General features: G+C 64.6%; 16 protein-coding genes. 3 read left to right on the top strand and 13 right to left on the bottom strand.

Going from position 1 to position 16,393, the window contains the following annotated elements:
* Nucleotides 1–2: 2 nt before the first annotated feature.
* The 3 genes from A9Z00_RS11970 to A9Z00_RS11980 all read right to left on the bottom strand — a co-directional run bounded on the left by A9Z00_RS11970 (nucleotide 3) and on the right by A9Z00_RS11980 (nucleotide 1,529).
* Nucleotides 3–500: a PspC domain-containing protein gene (locus A9Z00_RS11970; RefSeq protein WP_296977629.1), complete on the bottom strand. Its 498-nt coding sequence runs from the start codon at nucleotides 498–500 to the stop codon at nucleotides 3–5.
* Nucleotides 501–506: 6 nt separating this feature from the next.
* The gene (locus tag A9Z00_RS11975; protein WP_296977632.1) at nucleotides 507–1,166 is read right to left on the bottom strand and encodes a PspA/IM30 family protein; all 660 of its coding nucleotides are present in this window, start codon (nucleotides 1,164–1,166) and stop codon (nucleotides 507–509) included.
* Nucleotides 1,167–1,232: 66 nt separating this feature from the next.
* A complete protein-coding gene (locus tag A9Z00_RS11980) occupies nucleotides 1,233–1,529 on the bottom strand; it encodes a LiaF transmembrane domain-containing protein (RefSeq protein WP_296977634.1) in 297 nt (98 codons plus the stop codon).
* 224 nt (nucleotides 1,530–1,753) lie between these two features.
* On the opposite strand from A9Z00_RS11980, the gene A9Z00_RS11985 reads away from it, so the two are divergent.
* Nucleotides 1,754–2,176 (top strand): hypothetical protein, encoded by a 423-nt coding sequence (locus A9Z00_RS11985; RefSeq protein ID WP_296977636.1) that lies wholly within the window; start codon nucleotides 1,754–1,756, stop codon nucleotides 2,174–2,176.
* A 22-nt stretch (nucleotides 2,177–2,198) separates the two neighbouring features.
* Here the strand turns inward: A9Z00_RS11985 and A9Z00_RS11990 are convergent, their stop codons facing one another.
* From A9Z00_RS11990 to A9Z00_RS12010, 5 genes are all read right to left on the bottom strand, one after another.
* Nucleotides 2,199–2,522, bottom strand: coding sequence for an MGMT family protein (locus A9Z00_RS11990; protein ID WP_296977639.1), 324 nt, complete (start codon nucleotides 2,520–2,522; stop codon nucleotides 2,199–2,201).
* A 180-nt stretch (nucleotides 2,523–2,702) separates the two neighbouring features.
* A complete protein-coding gene (locus A9Z00_RS11995; protein WP_296977642.1) occupies nucleotides 2,703–4,238 on the bottom strand; it encodes an ABC transporter substrate-binding protein in 1,536 nt (511 codons plus the stop codon).
* A 37-nt stretch (nucleotides 4,239–4,275) separates the two neighbouring features.
* Nucleotides 4,276–4,482 carry a hypothetical protein gene (locus tag A9Z00_RS15850; RefSeq protein WP_367189515.1) on the bottom strand — a complete coding sequence of 69 codons (207 nt, stop codon included), beginning with the start codon at nucleotides 4,480–4,482 and terminating at the stop codon, nucleotides 4,276–4,278.
* Nucleotides 4,483–4,598: 116 nt separating this feature from the next.
* A complete protein-coding gene (locus A9Z00_RS12005; RefSeq protein ID WP_296977644.1) occupies nucleotides 4,599–6,200 on the bottom strand; it encodes a response regulator transcription factor in 1,602 nt (533 codons plus the stop codon).
* On the bottom strand, nucleotides 6,175–7,971 hold the full coding sequence (locus A9Z00_RS12010) for a sensor histidine kinase (RefSeq protein WP_296977647.1): 1,797 nt from the start codon (nucleotides 7,969–7,971) through the stop codon (nucleotides 6,175–6,177). Before A9Z00_RS12010 ends, A9Z00_RS12005 begins: the two co-directional genes overlap by 26 nt.
* 158 nt (nucleotides 7,972–8,129) lie before the next feature.
* Between A9Z00_RS12010 and A9Z00_RS12015 the strand changes: the two genes are divergently transcribed.
* The gene (locus A9Z00_RS12015) at nucleotides 8,130–9,029 is read left to right on the top strand and encodes a mechanosensitive ion channel family protein (RefSeq protein ID WP_296977650.1); all 900 of its coding nucleotides are present in this window, start codon (nucleotides 8,130–8,132) and stop codon (nucleotides 9,027–9,029) included.
* A gap of 178 nt (nucleotides 9,030–9,207) precedes the next feature.
* Here the strand turns inward: A9Z00_RS12015 and A9Z00_RS12020 are convergent, their stop codons facing one another.
* From A9Z00_RS12020 to A9Z00_RS12030, 3 genes are all read right to left on the bottom strand, one after another.
* The gene (locus A9Z00_RS12020) at nucleotides 9,208–9,639 is read right to left on the bottom strand and encodes a PH domain-containing protein (RefSeq protein ID WP_296977653.1); all 432 of its coding nucleotides are present in this window, start codon (nucleotides 9,637–9,639) and stop codon (nucleotides 9,208–9,210) included.
* 154 nt (nucleotides 9,640–9,793) lie between these two features.
* Entirely contained in the window at nucleotides 9,794–11,287 is a 1,494-nt protein-coding gene (locus A9Z00_RS12025) for a UxaA family hydrolase (protein WP_296977656.1), read from the bottom strand.
* Nucleotides 11,284–12,783, bottom strand: coding sequence for a tagaturonate reductase (locus tag A9Z00_RS12030; protein ID WP_296977659.1), 1,500 nt, complete (start codon nucleotides 12,781–12,783; stop codon nucleotides 11,284–11,286). Before A9Z00_RS12030 ends, A9Z00_RS12025 begins: the two co-directional genes overlap by 4 nt.
* A gap of 191 nt (nucleotides 12,784–12,974) precedes the next feature.
* On the opposite strand from A9Z00_RS12030, the gene A9Z00_RS12035 reads away from it, so the two are divergent.
* Nucleotides 12,975–13,838, top strand: coding sequence for an AraC family transcriptional regulator (locus A9Z00_RS12035; RefSeq protein ID WP_296977661.1), 864 nt, complete (start codon nucleotides 12,975–12,977; stop codon nucleotides 13,836–13,838).
* Between the two features lie 33 nt (nucleotides 13,839–13,871).
* On the opposite strand, the gene A9Z00_RS12040 is transcribed toward A9Z00_RS12035, so the two are convergent.
* Both A9Z00_RS12040 and A9Z00_RS12045 read right to left on the bottom strand, forming a co-directional pair.
* Nucleotides 13,872–14,585, bottom strand: coding sequence for a Crp/Fnr family transcriptional regulator (locus A9Z00_RS12040; RefSeq protein WP_296977664.1), 714 nt, complete (start codon nucleotides 14,583–14,585; stop codon nucleotides 13,872–13,874).
* 108 nt (nucleotides 14,586–14,693) lie between these two features.
* Entirely contained in the window at nucleotides 14,694–16,241 is a 1,548-nt protein-coding gene (locus A9Z00_RS12045; RefSeq protein WP_296978026.1) for an extracellular solute-binding protein, read from the bottom strand.
* Nucleotides 16,242–16,393: the final 152 nt, after the last annotated feature.

Consider the following 16,393-nt stretch of genomic DNA (forward strand, 5'->3'; position numbering starts at 1 on the left):
GATCATTCTCCTTTCCCGTAATCGGATTTCTTGCTTTCGAGCTCGCGAATCCTTGCCTTCAGCTCTTCGATTTCCTTGCGCAGGGCCTTCTTCTCGAGGTCATCCATCATCGCATCCAGATCGCCCGGATTCGGAGGCGGCGTCTGGTACTGCGCACCCTGGCCGTATTCGTGTCCGTGCGAGCCGTGGCTGCCGTAGCCGGGGTTGCGCCAGGAGCCGTGGGGCGGGTTCCAGTAGCCTCCGCCGCCCGGCGAATGATGGTATCCGCCGAATCCCCCGGATCCCGGGCCGCCGTACCCGTACGGACCGTTGTACCAGGTCGGCTCCTTCGGCACGACCAGCGCAGCCAGAATGTAGATGAGAATGAATCCCCCGCTCGAGACGACGGCGAGCACGATGGCGACGATTCTGAGCAGCGTTGCGTCGACGCCCATGTACTCCGCCAGACCGCCGCACAGGCCGAAGATTTTCCTGTCGCGTGTGGAGCGGTACAGTTTCATCGGATATCAGCCTTCTTTCCCGATCTTGCGTTTCAATTGCTCCAGTTCCAGTTCGACTTGCTCGGAAGATCCCGTCGGGATGAAGGATTGGCCGGACCTGCGGATTTCGCGCAGGCTGCGCGCTTCAAGCTCCATGTCGGTGAGCCGGTCGTCGAGCCTTCGGAACATGTTGTCCGGATGGCCCATCACCGAACCGAACCGCTCGTTCAGCCGCTGCTGCAAGCGGAGCGACTCCATGCGCGCCACATAGTATTCGCGCTTGTCGTAGACCGTCTGGTATTCGCTGCGCAGTTCCCGGATCAGTTCCTCCAGCTCGTTCACATTGGCCTGGCTCGTCTCATACAGTTCCTTGTATTGCCGCGCGCGCTCCAGATGGTGCTGCTTCTCCGCGAGGGCGAGCCGCGCCAGATGCTCCTCGCCGGCCTTCAGCGCGGTGATCGCCTGCTGCTCGCGCTTCTCCGCCTGCTGCTCGGCCTGCAGCCATTGCGCGCGCATGCTGTTCGCGTGGGCCGAGTACTGCTGGTACAGCCGTTCCGCCTGGATGATCTCCTCCCGCGTTGCCCACAGGAACTGGTCGATCAGCCGCACCGGATCCTCCGCCCGTTCAAGCCGCTCGTTCAGCGTCGCGATCGTGATGTCGCGCACGCGCTTGATCAGACCGCTCATCGCATGACCTCCGTTTCCCTTGGTATGACTCGTATGGTGTTGGGCCGCCGCACATGGCCGAATCGATCAGAACACCCTTCTGCTTTTCCCCCTGATCATCGAGATGCCGATCGCGATGGCCGCGATCGCAAGGATCAGGAAGAACACGCCGGACAGTCTGATGAGGAGCCAGATCGCGCCGACGGCGATCAGGATGATGCCGATCCAGTACCTGCCGTTCTTCATGCCGACATATCCGAGCAGGAGCAGGACGAACGGGAAAAGGAAGCCGAAGATCGGACCGAACGTGATCCCGAGAAGCTTGAGCGCGATCAGTACGCCGAATGCGACGAGAATGACGCCGAGAGCCGTTTTGCCGTTCAAACCGTTCACCGCCTTTCCAACCGGGTTCGTTCCTTCTGTCTTCATTCTAGGAAGAATGCGGCCGCCGCAAAACGGACCGGGGGCGGTTTTTGGACCTGGACCCCGGTCGGGGAGAACCTTCGCTTCCGGACCGAGCCCGCGACCGGTACCGTTGCCGCCCGCCGATCTTGGCATTATGATGGATGAAAGAAACTTGCCCGGATTCCCCGGGGGAGGTGTCCCGCATGATGAGACGTCTGCTGGCCTGCGCCGTCTCCTTCGCCCTGCTGTTCGTCTGGTTGGTGTTGAAGGCCGCAAAGGAGCCGGATACCCGTGCCGGGTTCTCCGTTTTCTACATCGCCGGAACGGCCGTCTACCAGCTGTTCTTCTATTATTTCTTCATCGCGCTTCCGGTCACGCTGTGGGTGGACGGCATCCTGCACCGCAGGCTCGCGTCCCGCAAGGCGTTCCCCGTTCTGCGCCTGTCCGGCCAGGCGATCGCGGCGCTGGCCGTCGGTTGGTTGCTGTCCCTTCCGCTTCGGGTGCCTCCCGAAAGCCGGCCGAACTTCGCCTTCTTCCTCTGCCTGCTGACGCTCCTGATGCTTGCGGTCGATGTGCTGCTGTCCATCCGGTTCCGGCGCAAGCGGCCGAATCCCCCGCAGCCCTGATCCCGGGCCCCGGACCGTGCGTTCACCCGCCATCCGTCCATTCCGGCTCGTGCAAATACCGCGCCAGATCCACCCGCCCGGCCTCGTCCACCTCGACGCCCTCATGCCGCAGGAGCCCGATCTGCTCCTCGCGGCCGGCCGCGTCGGGGATCGCGACTTCGCCGCGGGCATTCACGACCCGGTGCCAGGGCAGCCCGTGCCGTTCGCTCATCGCGTGCAGGATGCGCACGACCTGACGGGCGGCCCGCGGATTTCCGGCATGGCGGGCAATCTGTCCGTAGGTCATGACGCGTCCCTCCGGTATGCCCCGGATCAGCCGCACGACCCGCTCGGTGAAAGGCTTCATCGCTGCGTCACATCCGTCCCATGGATTTGCCCAAAAAAGTATAACACACCTTCGGAACCGCAACGGGAATGCCGGCAAGAAAAAAACGGCCCCTTTCGCAAAGGAAGGGGTCGATGCATATCGATTGAGGAGTTGATCCATGCTGAAGGAAAGGGCCCGAACGCCGGGGCGAAACGCCGCTCACGTCCTGCCCGCGAGGAACGCGTCGAACTGCCGCTGCTTCTCCGCGATGATCTTGTCGAGGCCGGCGGCGCGCATCGCACCCAGATATTCCGGCAGCACTTTGTTGGGGTCGACCGCGCCCGTCTCGAGCGCGCGCTGATACTGCTCGATGACGTTGGCCAGCGCGCCGACTTCCGACTTGACCGGATCGCTGTCGAAGATGAAGCCGAGCCCCGGCGAGATGTGCGCGTTCTGGTTGAACTCGCGGAACTTCCGCCACTTTTCCGGATCTTCGGAGTCCCAGATATAGTTCAGGAACTGATTGCCGAACATCCAGGCCGAGCCCGGCGAATAGTCGGGCGTCCGCTCCGTCGGCGAAATGATTTCCCCCTTCCTCGTGTAGTGGACGCCTTCGATTCCGAAGTTGAGCAGGTTGTTCAGTTCCTTGTCCGTATGCAGCAGATTGATGAACATCATCGCGCGCTCCGGATCATCGGACGTCGAGGAGATCGCGAGCATCGCTCCGGCCGTCTCGGATGTGGAGATCGTCTTCGGCGTCATGATGATTTGGTCCAGCTCGCCGGAGCGGCCCGCGGAGCTGGCGATTTCTTCCGCCTTGCCCGGCTTCAGCGATTCGATCGTCAGGAACGTGCTCCTCGCCTTCCAGACATCGATCGACGATTCCTGCGTCGTCGTGGCGTCCTGGTTGATGAAGCCCCGCTTGTACCATTCGCGCGCAATCGCGAGATACTCCCTGTAGCGTTCCAGCTCCTCGACCGGCCGGACCGTCGTGTCGTCCCGGTCCTTCAGGATGGCTCCCGGAATCGTCACGTCGCCGAGGAAATCATAATTGCCGAAGTAATGCGAATTGAACAGCCCCCCGTTCGTCCATACCGGCGTGATGTCCGGGCGCGCCTGCTTCACCTTCTCCAGAATCGGCGTCAGGTCCTGCGGCGTCTTGACCGAGCGCATGTCGAGGCCCAGCTCTTCCGCGATTTTCTTGTCGTACACGACGCCGCCGGCGGCGGCAAATTCCTTGTTCGTCGGCACGCCGTAGATCTTTCCGTTGATTTTCGCTCCTTCGAGGAAAATGGGATCGAGCGTCTCCAGGATGCCCTGGCCGTGCTTCTGCAGCAGATCGCTGACTTCCCGAAACGCGCCCTTGCCGACGTGGGACACATAGCCGTTCCATTGGGCCGTGAAAATGATGTCCGCCTTCTCGCGGGCGGCGATCATCAGGTTCATCCGGTCATTCCACGCGCCCCATTCGATCGGGATGATGTTGAGCGTCGCGTTGATTTTGGGGATCAGAATCTGGTTGATCGCTTCTTCGACGAGCCGCTCGTCCTTCTGCGGCGTTCCCGGATAGTAAAGCGTCAGCTCGTACGGCGCAAGGCCGGTCGGACCGCCGTCGGATGAGGACGAGCCGCCGTCCGGAGCGCCTTCGTCCGGCAATCCGCCGGTCCCGCCGGCCTCGCTGCAGGCGGCAATGACCATCGCCGCGGCCGCAAGAATCGCGATGATGATGCCAAGACGTATTCTCCGCCGCTTCATGTTCGCTGCTGACCTCCCGTGTCGGTGGATATCGGAATCAGCCCTTGACGGCGCCGACCGTCAGTCCTTTGACGATATTCTTCCGGAAAAACGGACCCGCAAGCACGATCGGATCAATCCCGACGACCGCCGTCGCCATGCGCATCGTCCCGGCCGGGAACCGGATGCAGGCACCGGCCTGCTTCGACAGACGACGGCGTGATGGCCCATGTTCTTCCTCCGTCATGGCCGTCACAGCCGTCACCGCCGGAGCTCCGCACACCGCTTCGGCCGCATGCCGGCCCACGCATCCCATGGTAAGAAAAACATCGCCGAGCGGCTATCGGCGATGTGACCAACCCTTGACGCTGATGTGACTTTTTACCCCATTGGTTGATATTTTTTGCGGTATTCCTGGGGCGTCAGTCCCGTCGACCGCTTGAACTGCTTCGAAAAATGCGAGAAATTCGCGTAACCCACCGACAGCGCGATGTCGCTGATCTTCGCGTTCGTCTTCGCGAGGAGCTCCTTCACCTTCTCCATGCGCCGCTCGACGATGTAATCGGTCAGCGACATGCCCGTCTCCTTGCGGAACAGGCGGGACAGGTAGGCCGGGTTGAGGTAGACGTGACCGGCGATCCTTTCCCGGTTCAGGTCGTCATGCAGATTCGCCTCGATGAATCGCTTGACGAGCAGGATCGTATCCGAACCCGCTTCGCAGCGCTCCGCGATAAACCGAAGCGCCTTCGTGACGAACGAGACCGTCCAGTTCTTCAGCGACGCGAGGTTCCGGAGCACCTGGCCCGGCTCCGGAAATCCCTCCTCGGGATAGACGTCGCCGGGGGACATCCCGCGCCGGAGCAGCATCCGGAACACCTCATAGGTGAGCCCGGAGACGTAGAGCATCATCGCCGTCCGGTCCGGCGGCTCGCGGTTGAACGCGGCGAACGTCTCCTCGATGCGCCGCTCGATCTCCGCCTCCCGGCCGCCCTCGATCAGCAGGATCCATTCGCCGAAATCCGGCATGTCCGCGGGGCCGGACGGCTGCCTCGCATAGGTCGAGGCCCGGAACACTTCGCCCATCCGGTGCACGTTGCTCCGCTCCATCTCGGCGAGCAGCCCGACGCCCGCCGCAAGCTCCCGCACCGGCGCAGGCTCGCCGATATAGCAGGAGACAACGCCGTAGAACAGCTCGCCCGCCTGGCGCACGTACTCGCGGCAGCGCGCCTCCAGCTCTTCCTCGCCGATATCGGGATCGTAGAACAGCGCGAACAGCATCCCGCTCTCGTCCCGGACGACGTGCCCCGGAGCGTCGCACAGCAGGATGTCGCCGGCCGCGTTTTTGAGCGCGTACGTCATGATCTCCTCGTCGCGCGCGCTCCACTCCTGCTTCCACTCCTCGATGCTGATCAGCACCGGCCGGACGGGACTGTCCGCGGACAGCCCGATGCCGTACAGCTCCATCATCGGCTCCAGTTGTTCCGGCGTCGGCGCCAGCCGGTGATGGATCACATCCTGCCAGAAACGCTCGATCAGAAGCGGAAGCTGCCGGTTCCACTGCTCGTAGTAGCAGGCGTAGGTTTTGCGGAAATGCTCGTCCTGCTCGCGCCGCCGGATTTTGTCGATCGCCCGCCCGACGCACGCCTTGAGCTGCTCGTGATCGATCGGTTTGAGCAGATAATCGAAGCCGGACAGCTGGATGGCCTGCTGGGCGTAGCGGAAATCGGCGTGCCCGGTGAGGAAGATCGTCTCCGTCCCGGGGGAATTCTCATTGACCCATTCCAGCAGGTTGATGCCGGTCTCGTTCGGCATCTCGATGTCCGAGATCAGGACATGGATCTCATGCCGCCGGAGCACCTCCTTCGCGTCGGCCGCGTCGTATGCGGTGTACACGCCCGTGATGCCGACGGATTCCCAGTCTATCCCTTCCGCGATGCCCCTGACCGCGATCTCTTCGTCATCCACGACCAACAGATTGTACATGTTCGGCCTCCCCGAATCCGGTGATGTCGACCGACGCGCCGACGGACCAGTCGGACTGCAGCGGAAGATGCACGCGGACGATCGCGCCGCCTGCCGGATCGTTTTCGAATTCGACGCCGGCCTGCCCTTCGTATCGCAGCCTGAGCCGCTGCACCACGTTCGCGATGCCGAGCCGGCTGGTCTCCGCGGCCGGCAGCTCTTCCCCCCTGCGGAGCCGTTCGAGCACATCCGGCTTGAATCCGACGCCGTTGTCCCGGACGACGATGACGAGCTGGTCCCCTGCTTCGGTTCCGACCGCCTTGCCGTGAATGCGGATGATGAACTTCTGCTTCCGGTTGACGAATCCGTGGATGATCGCGTTCTCGACGAACGGCTGCAGCGTCAGCGCCGGCAGCGTCGCATACTTCAGGCGTTCCGGCACGTCGATGTCGCATTCGAGGCGCCCGGGAAAACGGAATTTCTGGATTTCGATGTAATTTGCGATATGCTTCAGCTCCTCCTCCAGCGTGATCGCGTCCCGGTTCACCCGCATGATGAAACGGAAATAGTCCGCGAGGTGCAGCGCCATCTTCTTGACCGACTCGAAATCCTTCAGCACCGCGAAATTGTAGATGATGTTCAGGCTGTTCATGTAGAAGTGCGGGTTGATTTGCGCCTGCAGCTGCTTCAGTTCCTTCTGCTGCGCCTTGAGCTGCTCCTCGTACATGCCGATGCGCAGCTTGCTGATTTGCTCGGCCATGTGGTTGAACGTGTTCGCCATGAACTGGAATTCGGACGCGTTTGTCGCCTGCAGCCGGAAATCGAGCATCCCGCGCGACAGCTTCTTCATCCCGCTGATGAGCTGGCCCAGCGGCTGGAACACGGTGCGCTGGATGAACAGCAGGTACAGGGTGAACACGAAGACGAAGCCGAGCGCGATGAACCAGACCGCCTTCTGGAAATAGGGCAGCCCCTGGAGCAGCCGCTTCTCCGGCACGGCCACGGCGACCGCGATGTCGGCCAGCGAACTGGTGCGGATCATGACGAGATGGCGGTCGCCGTCCTGCCTCACGATCTGGTACGGCGCATCGGGCAGCGGGAGACCCGCGAGCGGCAGCGAGCGGTCCGTGAACGACAGCGGCTCCGCCAACCGCACGCCTTCCCGGCTGTAGACGGCGCTCTCCCCGATCTTGTCGTCGTCCCACTGGATGCGCAGCAAATCCAGCACATCGCCGAGGTCCACGATCGCACCGATATGGTGGCGGCTCTCGGACCGGACCAGACGGACGAGAAAATCGCGGCCGGGCATCCGTTCGTTCTCCCAGAGCATCCACCTGCCGTCCTGCATCTGCGGGTATCGGCCGGCCATGCGCGGCGCATCCTCCGTCAGGAGCTGCCTGATCGGGCCGTAACTTCCGGAAGAACCGAAAATGAGATCGCTTTCATTATAAATGAAAACCGTGTGCAGCAAATTGTAAAAGCCGACGTCCCGGTTGAGCTTGTTCTGAACCCGGACCTTGGTCAGCGCATAGTTGTCGCTGTCCGCCGGATATGCCGCGAGCAGCCCGACGTCCGCGTCGAGCACGGCCAGCCTGTACAAATATTCATTGATCTCAATCAAGTTCTGATCCAGCTGCCGGACGAAAATATCCAGCGTGTTGCGGTACGTTTCGGACACCTTGTCATGCACCACGTTCCTCGCGTACCAGTTGTTGGCGATCAGGAACAGCACGACCGGCAGCATGACGGCGATGAAGCTGATGATGAGCTGCGTGCGGATCGATCGTCTCACCTGGCCTGCCCCCGCAGTGAACATTGCCTGATACTGTCAGTCTATCAGCGGGCGCGAGGCCGCGCAACCGAATCCGCCGGAACGCGTGATTGACGCCACCCGGCAAGACTGGTAAGCTGGGGGGCGGCTCGTGGATACCTGTCGGGAGGTGGACTCGCGTGAACGAATGGATCGGTGCGGACGCCGGGGAGCTGCTCACCTGGGCATTCTGGGAGCCGCACGTCATCCTGGCGTCCCGAAAAATCGGCCAGGTCGTGCTGATTCTGCTTCTGACCTGGCTGACGCTCCGTCTGCGCAAAATCGTCGTCTCGCGCGCCTTCGCCCTGACGAGGCTGGACTCCAGGCAGCGCAAAACGCTCGAATCCCTGCTGATGTCCTTCACGCGGTATGCCGTGTTCATCATCGCCACCCTCACCATCCTCGGCACCCTGGGCATCGACATCGGCCCGATCATCGCCGGGGCGGGCGTCATCGGGCTGGCCGTCGGCTTCGGCGCGCAAACGCTCGTGAAGGATCTGATCACCGGCTTCTTCATCCTGTTCGAAGACCAGTTCTCCGTCGGCGACTACGTGTCGATCAACAACGGGCAGATTCGCGGCACCGTCGTCAGCGTCGGCCTCCGCGCCACGAAAATCCGCACCTGGGCGCAGCACGTCGTCGTCATCCAGAATTCGGAGATCCGCGTCAGCGAGAACTACAACCGCGAGCGGATGCGGGCGATCGTCAACATCACGGTCGCCTACGAGACCGATCCGGCCGATGTCGAAGCGGCGGTCAACCGGATGTCGGCGCGCCTGCTGCGGGACATGCCCCACCTGTTCCTGCGAAACGAGGAAGGGGAGGCGATCGAACCGCCGCAGCTGTACGGCATCACCGATGTCGAGAACGAGGCGCTCGGCGCCAAATACACCGTCGTCTCCCTGGTCCATGACCAGCACTATTGGACGGCGTGCAAGGAGATCCGCAAGGCGCTGCTCCGTGAACTGAAGGAAGCCGGCATCCCGGTCGCCTATCCGCGGCGCATCGAGCGCGCGGAAAGCGGAGCCGCCCTGTCCTGAGCGGCGCGGCGCCATCCTGGCATGCCGCCATTTCGCGGAATCCGATCCGCGCGTTCCGCGTCCTGCCCCTGCGTGCTTCCGCACGGTGCCGTGGCTGCCCGGGTTCGTGCCGGGCAGCTCCGCCGGCGGCTCGGGTCCTTGCGGGCGCGCGGCGGTGTCCGCGGGCATCGCCCGACCGTTACGGCGATTCGACATGAACATGCGGCGCGGCTTCTTTCAGTTTCCGGACAAATTCGTCCGCCCGCTCCGGCGATACATCCAGGTATTCCCGATCCTTGCGGCCGTAAAGTCTCAGCCGCCTGCGGGACAGCGCCGCCGAGGCTTCCCAGGATTCGACGGGCTTCACCCTTGCGATCCGGTCGAGCGGAATCGACCTTCGGATCAGGAGTCCGCTTCTGATCCGGAGCATCCCCCGATCAATCACATACTCCGTCCCGATGACGGCCGAATGCGTGATGATGCCGGAAGCCGCGAAAAGGACGGCAAACGCGACTTGCGCTCCCACATGCAAATCCGTGAAAAAAATCGCGACGGCCACCAGGTACAAGAGCAGGGAAATGCCCCAAAACAACCCTTCCACCCATTTGTCTTTTGCGGCCTGAAATCGCATGACTGCACCTCCTGCGCCGTCCAACCTTTATTATAGAGAAATCTTGGAAATATTTCTGTTAAGAATCTGCGTCTGCGCCAAAATTTGGCCCCCATAAAAAACCAAACGCACCCGCGCGAACGCGCAAGTGCGTCTTCTTCCCGCCGAACCGGCGCTACAGCACGACCCCGTCCTTGAAGATCGCGATCTCGCGGAACCCGTTCCGTTCGTTCCGCGTCGCCTTCTCCCCGGAAGCGACGGCGAGCAGCAGGTCCCACAGCTCGCCGGCAAGCTCGGGCATCGTCCGGTCCCGGAGCAGCCGGCCCGCGTCGAAGTCGATCCAGTTCTTCTTCCGTTCGGCGAGCTCGCTGTTCGTCGAGATTTTCACCGTCGGCACCGGTCCGCCGAACGGCGTGCCGCGCCCGGTCGTGAACAGCACGAGCTGCGCGCCGGCCGCGGCGAGCGCCGTCACCGACACCTGGTCGTTGCCCGGCGCCTCGAGCAGGTTCAGGCCCGGCTGCACCGCGCGCCCGCCGTAGGGGATGACGTCCACGACGGGAGACGAGCCGCCCTTCTGCGTGCAGCCGAGCGATTTTTCCTCGAGGGTCGTGATGCCGCCGTCCTTGTTGCCGGGTGACGGATTCTCGTAGATCACCTGGCCGTGGCGGATGAAATATTGCTTGAAATCGTTGATCAGCGACACGATGCGCTCGAACACCCGCTCGTCCGCGGCCCGCTCCATCAGGATCGTCTCCGCACCGAACATCTCGGGCACTTCGGTCAGGATCGCCGTGCCGCCGGAGGCGACGAGCCGGTCGGCCGCAAGGCCCACGAGCGGGTTCGCCGTGATGCCCGAGAATCCGTCGGAACCGCCGCATTTGAGCCCGATCTTCAGCTTCGAGACCGGCACGTCCACGCGCCGGAAGGAGGCGGCGTATCCGGCGAGCTCGCCGAGCAGCTCGAGCCCGCGCTCCATCTCGTCCGCCTCGTCCTGGACGTTCATGAACCGGACGCGGCGCGGATCGATCCCGCCGATCGCCTCGCGGAACGCGTCGATCCGGTTGTTCTCGCATCCGAGCCCGACGACGAGCACGCCGCCCGCGTTCGGATGGTGGACGAGCGAGGCGAGCAGCCGCTGCGTGTAACGCAGGTCGTCGCCGAGCTGCGAGCAGCCGTAGGGATGTGCGAAATGGTATACGCCGTCCACCAGACCGGCGTAACGCGCGCCGCCCTCGCGGGCCAGCGATTCGCACAGCTTGTTGATGCAGCCGACCGTGTTGATGATCCAGAGCTCGTTGCGGATGCCGGCCTCGCCGTTCTCCCGCACGTATCCGCGGAACGTGGTTTGCGCGAGCGGCTCCGCCGGCGGCGCGGGCGGGGCGGGTGCGTAGCGGTATTCGAGCAGCCCGGACAGCCCCGTGCGCAGGTTGTGCGTATGCACCCACACGCCGGGCGTCAAGTCTTCCGTCGCCTTGCCGATCGGATAGCCGAACTTGAGGACGTCCCCGCCCTTCTTCACCGGCCGCGTCAAAATTTTGTGCCCCCGCGGCACGTCCTCCCGCACGACCAGCTTCGCGCCGTCCTCCAGCTCCAGCGTCTCGCCCGCGGCCCACGGCCGGAGCGCCGTCACGACATGGTCGGCCGGATGAAGCCGGATCCATCCCTTCATGCGTCCGCGCCCCTTTCCCATTTCGCGATGATGCCGGCAACCGCCTCCGCAAGATCCGGCCACCGGGACAGATCCCGTCCCCACAGCCGCCCGTCCGCGAGGATTGCGCGCACCGCCCGGTGCATGCGGGCGTCCCCCGCGTCCGCGCCGTCTTCCGCCGTCCGCCAGTGCTCCGCCATGACCGCGAGCAGCTCCGCATCGTCCCGCACCGGGATGGCCGTGCCGTCCAGCGCCCGCGTCACGTAGCCGCCGCTTCCGTCCGGCCGCACGCGGCAATACCGCAGCAAGCCGGCCAGCCCCTCCGCAAGGCGGGGCGGGATCCGCTTCCCGCGCTCCGCGTACCGGACGAGCGTCGGCAGCAGCCGCACGCGGAACTTGCTCAGGCTGTTCATCGCGATGTCCGACAGCCGGTGCCGGATGTACGGATTGGCGAACCGCTCGAACACCGAATCGGCGTAGGCGGCCAGATCGTCCCCGGCGCCGTCCATCGCCGGCAGAATCTCGCCGTACACCGCCTCGCGCACCGCCGGCCCGAGCGCGGGATGTTCCAGCGCCTCCCGCACCGTCTGCACGCCGTGCAGGAGGCCGATCGGCGCCATCCAGGTGTGCGCGCCGTTCAGGATGCGCACCTTCCGCTCGCGGAAGAAGGCAAGATCGCGGGTGTAATGGACGTTGAGCCCCGCCTTCCGCAGGCCGAGTTCATCGTCCAGCTCCTCCGGCCCCTCGATCGCCCACAGATGGTACGGTTCGGCGGTCGTCAGCATCGCGTCGCGGTAGCCCCATTCGGCGAACCATTTTTCCGCCAGTTCCGCTTCCGGGTAGCCCGTCACGATCCGGTCCACCAGCGTGTTCAGGAACCGGTTGTGCCGTTCGACCCACTCCCGGAAAGCCTCCGGCCAGCCCCAGTCGGCCGCGTGCTTCAGCACGGCCTCCCGGAGCGCTTCGCCGTTCCGCTCCGTCAGCTCGCAGGGCAGGAGGACGAGCCCGCGCGCCGGATCCCCGCCGAACGCCCGCCACCGCTCGTGCAGCAGGCGGGCGACCTTGCCGGGGAACGAGAGCACCGGCCCGTCGCCCGGCGGCTCGGGCTCGTAGCGGAGCCCCGCCTCCGTCGTGTTCGAGACGATGAAGCGCAGCTCCGGCGAACGCGCGAACGCCAGGAACCGCTCCCACTCCGAGTAGGGATCAAACGCCTCCGCGACCACCGTGACGATCTCCCGCCGCTCGACGGGCCGGCCGTCCTCGAGGCCGCGCGTCACCACCGTGAACAGCCCGTCCTGCGCGGCGAGTTGTTCGATCTTCGCCCGCCCCGACGGGCGCGGCTGGACGACCGCGACCGCGCCGTCGAACCATCCCTTCGAGCGGCTCACGTGCAGCATCCAGTCGACGAACGCGCGCAGGAAATTGCCCTCGCCGATCTGCAGCACCTTCACCGGATGACGCGCTTCGCAGGCCGCGCCCGCGATCGCCCCGGCCGTATCCCGATTCAACGTCCGCATCGCAGCACCCCGTTCCGTCGCCTTTTGTAACCTGTCCCCCTCGCCGGGCCGCCAGGCATCCCCGCCGCCCGGTTCCGCGCGGGTCAATTTGCCCCCATTGTATCCCCTGGGTTCAGGTCACGGTATAGTCTGAAATTGCATGTTTGTATCCGATTTTGATATTCTGGGAGCAGACGACGGAGGCGATGCGCATGAAGCCGTTCCGGAAGCCGTTCTTCGGCGATCCGTCCTTTCCTTTCGAACTGGTGTACCGCGCGACGAAATACCCGCAGTTCGAGCTGCCCGACCATCTGCACGACCGGTGCGAGATCGTCTACGTCCACGGCGGGCGCGGCACCTTTTTCATCGATGACACGCTGTACGAAAAAAAGCCGGGCGATCTGTTCCTCATACCCGGCAATACGATCCATCGCGCGTTCCCCGACGCCGCCGATCCGATCGTCTCGACGGCGGTCTTCTTCGCGCCGGCCTTCGTCGAGCCCGCCGTCCCGGACGGGACGTACGCGCCGCTGGGCTGCTTCGAGCAGGCGCGCCGCGCCCGCAGATGCCGGCTGGTGCCGCCGGAGGGGCTCCGCGCGCAGATCGAGGCGCTGCTCGACGAGATGCACGAGGAGCTGACCGGCGCCCGCCCCGGATGCCGCGAAGCGGTCCGGCTTGCGCTGTGCCGGCTGCTGCTCCTGCTCAACCGGCATCTGCTCCCGGAACGCGACGGCGCCCCCGGCAGCGGCGTCGGCCCGGTCTGGCTGCGGCAGGCGCTGCGCGCGATCGACGAGAAGCCGGAGGAGGCGGGCAGCCTGTCGGCGCTCGCCGGACAGGCGGGAGTCTCCGCCGCCCATTTCGCGCGCGTGTTCAAGCGGTATACGGGGATGAGCGTGACGGATTTCGTGAACATCAAGCGGATCATGAAAGCGAAGGACTTGCTCAGGGAAACGGACGCCGGCGTCGGGGAGGTCGCCGAACGATGCGGATTCGACAGCCTGCCCCATTTCCACCGGGTGTTCAAGGCACTGACGGGGATGACGCCGGGGGCCTGGCGCCGCGGAGGCTGGCCGTGAATCGGCCGCATGCCCGGGGGCTCATCGTCCGGCTCATCCGGCGCCATCCGCTCCGCCGTCCGCGCCGATCTGCCGCCGGAGCGCCTCCGGATCGAGGATCACGATGCCGGTCCGCCGCGCTTCGAGCACGCCTTCCCGCTTCAGCCGGTTGAGCATCCGGCTCACCGTCTCGCGGGACGTGCCGATCGCGTTCGCGATGTCCTGGTGCGTCAGATGCATCCGGATGTGGATCGCGCCCCCGCGCCGCTCGCCGCAATGCTCCGCCAGATCGGCCAGGAAGCGCAGCCCGCGGTCATGCGCGTCAAAGGCGCCCGCTTCCTGCAACCGCTTCTGGAGCTCGACGATCTTGTCGCTCATCGCGCGGACGATCCGCCTCATCGGGCCGGGGTGCCGCTCCAGGAAATATTCGAACGCCCGCTTCGGCATCGCGAGCAGCACGGACGGCGCGATCGTCTCGGCCGAAGCGGGATACGGCTGGTCGCCGAACAGCACGGTATGCGGGAACATGTCGCCTTCCCGCAGGATGGAGACGATCCGCTCGCGGCCGGATTCGTCCGTCTTGAACGTCTTGACGAGGCCGCCCGCGACGAACCAGATCGTTTCGACCTCCGTCCCCTCCGTGAAGACGGTCTCCTTCCTGCCGAACGAACGGCGCAGGGTGATCGAAGCGAGCTGATGCAACCCGTCTTCCGTCAAATCTCTGAACAATTCGATCTGTCTCAGCATGTCACGGATGTGCTGTCCCATGGTTCGCCTCCCCGCCGGCCGGACCGCATCGTCTCCGGTTCCCGGCTCCGTGATCCGTGAAAGGATAACCCGCGGAAAGGATGACCCGCGCCCCTTCCGCATTCCGCGTCACGCCGTGCCCTTCCGCGACTCCCACCACGCGTTCACTTCCTCCGTGATTTGCCTCCCGCCGTTGTCCATCCAGCGCTGCACGAAATCGTCGAACGCCTCGAGCGGCAGCCGTCCGTAGATGATCTGCCGGAACGTCTCCTCCTCGAGCTTCCGCAGCAGCTCGCCCTTCTCGCGCTGCGTCGGCGTCGGCGCGCCCCGGTACTGGTCGATCCAGGAAGCTTCCCGCTGCGACAGCAGCACCTCCACCGTGTTCGGCTGGCCCTCCGTCCGCCAGCGCGACGGAATCCGGGCGCCGTCGTACGTGAGCGTGTAGTTCGCGACGCGCACGTAGCCGCCCGGCACGAGCTTCGGGTCCGTCGAGGGCCGCCCGTTGACGTACGACCAGTCGTAATTTTCCGCAAGGCCGTACTTCAGCTCGCCCTCGCGCAGCGCGTAGGTGTCGAACAGGAAGTTCTGGTACTTGAAGAAATATTCGGGCTTCTCCATCCCCTTGCTGATCAGGATGGCGCCGTTGCGCGGCAGCGAGCCGCGGCGCGCGACATGCCCGTCCGGTCCGGCGGGCAGCGGAATCGCGCGGAACTCGGCGTCCTTCATGTCGCCGAACGGCCAGTAGACCATCCAGTGCGGGCCCGCGATCATGCCGACCTTGCCCTGGATGAACGCTTCCTGCGCGGCCGTGCCGTCCATCAGTTCCGCCTCGTGGGAAATGAAGCCCTGCCGGAGCCACTCGCGCATGACGGCGAGCGCCTGCTTCGCGCCCGGATGGATCGATCCGTAGACGAGCCGTCCGTCCTCGCCGACATTCCACTGGGCGGGCACGGTGCCGAACATGCCGAAGATCCAGGTGGAATCGCCGATGTGCGTGCTGACGCCGGAGCCGAGCGCCACCGCCAGCGCCGTCGTATCGTGGCGGCCGTTGCCGTCGGGATCGCCGAAGGTGAAGGCGCGCATCACCGCTTCCAGCTCGTCCAGCGTCGCCGGCGGCTCCATCCCGAGCCGGTCGAGCCAGTCCGTCCGGATCCACAGCACCGGGTCGGAATGGTACTCGTAGTCGAGGATCGGAATCGCGTACCGCCTGCCGTCCCGCGTGAACGCTTCCCAGACGTCGTCGTGCTCGGCCATCGCCTTTTTCCATGTCTCGGAGGCGTACCTGTCGAACAGCGAGCCGACTTCCCGGAACTGGCCGGAATCGATCAGCTCCTGGATGATTGTGCTGCGCGTCGCGATCACGTCCGGCACTTCTCCCTTGGTCGCGAGCTCGAGGCGCATCTTCGTTTCGAAGATGCTGGACGGCACGGTCCAGAGATACCGGATCCGGATGCCGAGCCGGTTCTCGGCCCACCGGAGGTGGACGTTGTTCTCGAGCGTCTCGCCGTATTTGAAGGTCATATCGGGCGTAATGGCGCCGACGGTCGTCATGACGTACGGCTCCCCGCCGCCGGTGTCCGCCGCGTCCCGATCCTCCGCTTGCCCGGCTCCGCCGGCGGAGCAGGCCGATGCCGCCAGCATCAGCAGCAAGACCCATGCCGGCCGCAGGATCCGCATCCGGAACAATCGCCCGTCCCTCCCCCTGAAATCCGTCAATCTTTGTCTCCATTTTAGCCGATCGCGCCAAAAAATGCTCGACATACGCGACGCCGCCTCCATTTTTGTGTACACTGTGACGTAGAGGGGAGAGACAAGCGCGCATGGGAGGC

This window comes from Thermobacillus sp. ZCTH02-B1 (assembly GCF_002159085.1).
Taxonomy (GTDB): Bacteria; Bacillota; Bacilli; order Paenibacillales; family Paenibacillaceae; genus Thermobacillus.

Excerpts from the sequence above, each read along its gene's own strand:
- A9Z00_RS12035 (WP_296977661.1), top strand. The coding sequence starts at position 12,975 with ATGAAGCCGTTCCGGAAGCCGTTCTTCGGCGATCCGTCCTTTCCTTTC.
- A9Z00_RS12030 (WP_296977659.1), bottom strand. The coding sequence starts at position 12,783 with ATGCGGACGTTGAATCGGGATACGGCCGGGGCGATCGCGGGCGCGGCC.
- A9Z00_RS11985 (WP_296977636.1), top strand. The coding sequence starts at position 1,754 with ATGATGAGACGTCTGCTGGCCTGCGCCGTCTCCTTCGCCCTGCTGTTC.
- A9Z00_RS11970 (WP_296977629.1), bottom strand. The coding sequence starts at position 500 with ATGAAACTGTACCGCTCCACACGCGACAGGAAAATCTTCGGCCTGTGC.
- A9Z00_RS11995 (WP_296977642.1), bottom strand. The coding sequence starts at position 4,238 with ATGAAGCGGCGGAGAATACGTCTTGGCATCATCATCGCGATTCTTGCG.
- A9Z00_RS12025 (WP_296977656.1), bottom strand. The coding sequence starts at position 11,287 with ATGAAGGGATGGATCCGGCTTCATCCGGCCGACCATGTCGTGACGGCG.
- A9Z00_RS12005 (WP_296977644.1), bottom strand. The coding sequence starts at position 6,200 with ATGTACAATCTGTTGGTCGTGGATGACGAAGAGATCGCGGTCAGGGGC.
- A9Z00_RS12045 (WP_296978026.1), bottom strand. The coding sequence starts at position 16,241 with ATGCGGATCCTGCGGCCGGCATGGGTCTTGCTGCTGATGCTGGCGGCA.
- A9Z00_RS11990 (WP_296977639.1), bottom strand. The coding sequence starts at position 2,522 with ATGAAGCCTTTCACCGAGCGGGTCGTGCGGCTGATCCGGGGCATACCG.
- A9Z00_RS12040 (WP_296977664.1), bottom strand. The coding sequence starts at position 14,585 with ATGGGACAGCACATCCGTGACATGCTGAGACAGATCGAATTGTTCAGA.
- A9Z00_RS11975 (WP_296977632.1), bottom strand. The coding sequence starts at position 1,166 with ATGAGCGGTCTGATCAAGCGCGTGCGCGACATCACGATCGCGACGCTG.
- A9Z00_RS12020 (WP_296977653.1), bottom strand. The coding sequence starts at position 9,639 with ATGCGATTTCAGGCCGCAAAAGACAAATGGGTGGAAGGGTTGTTTTGG.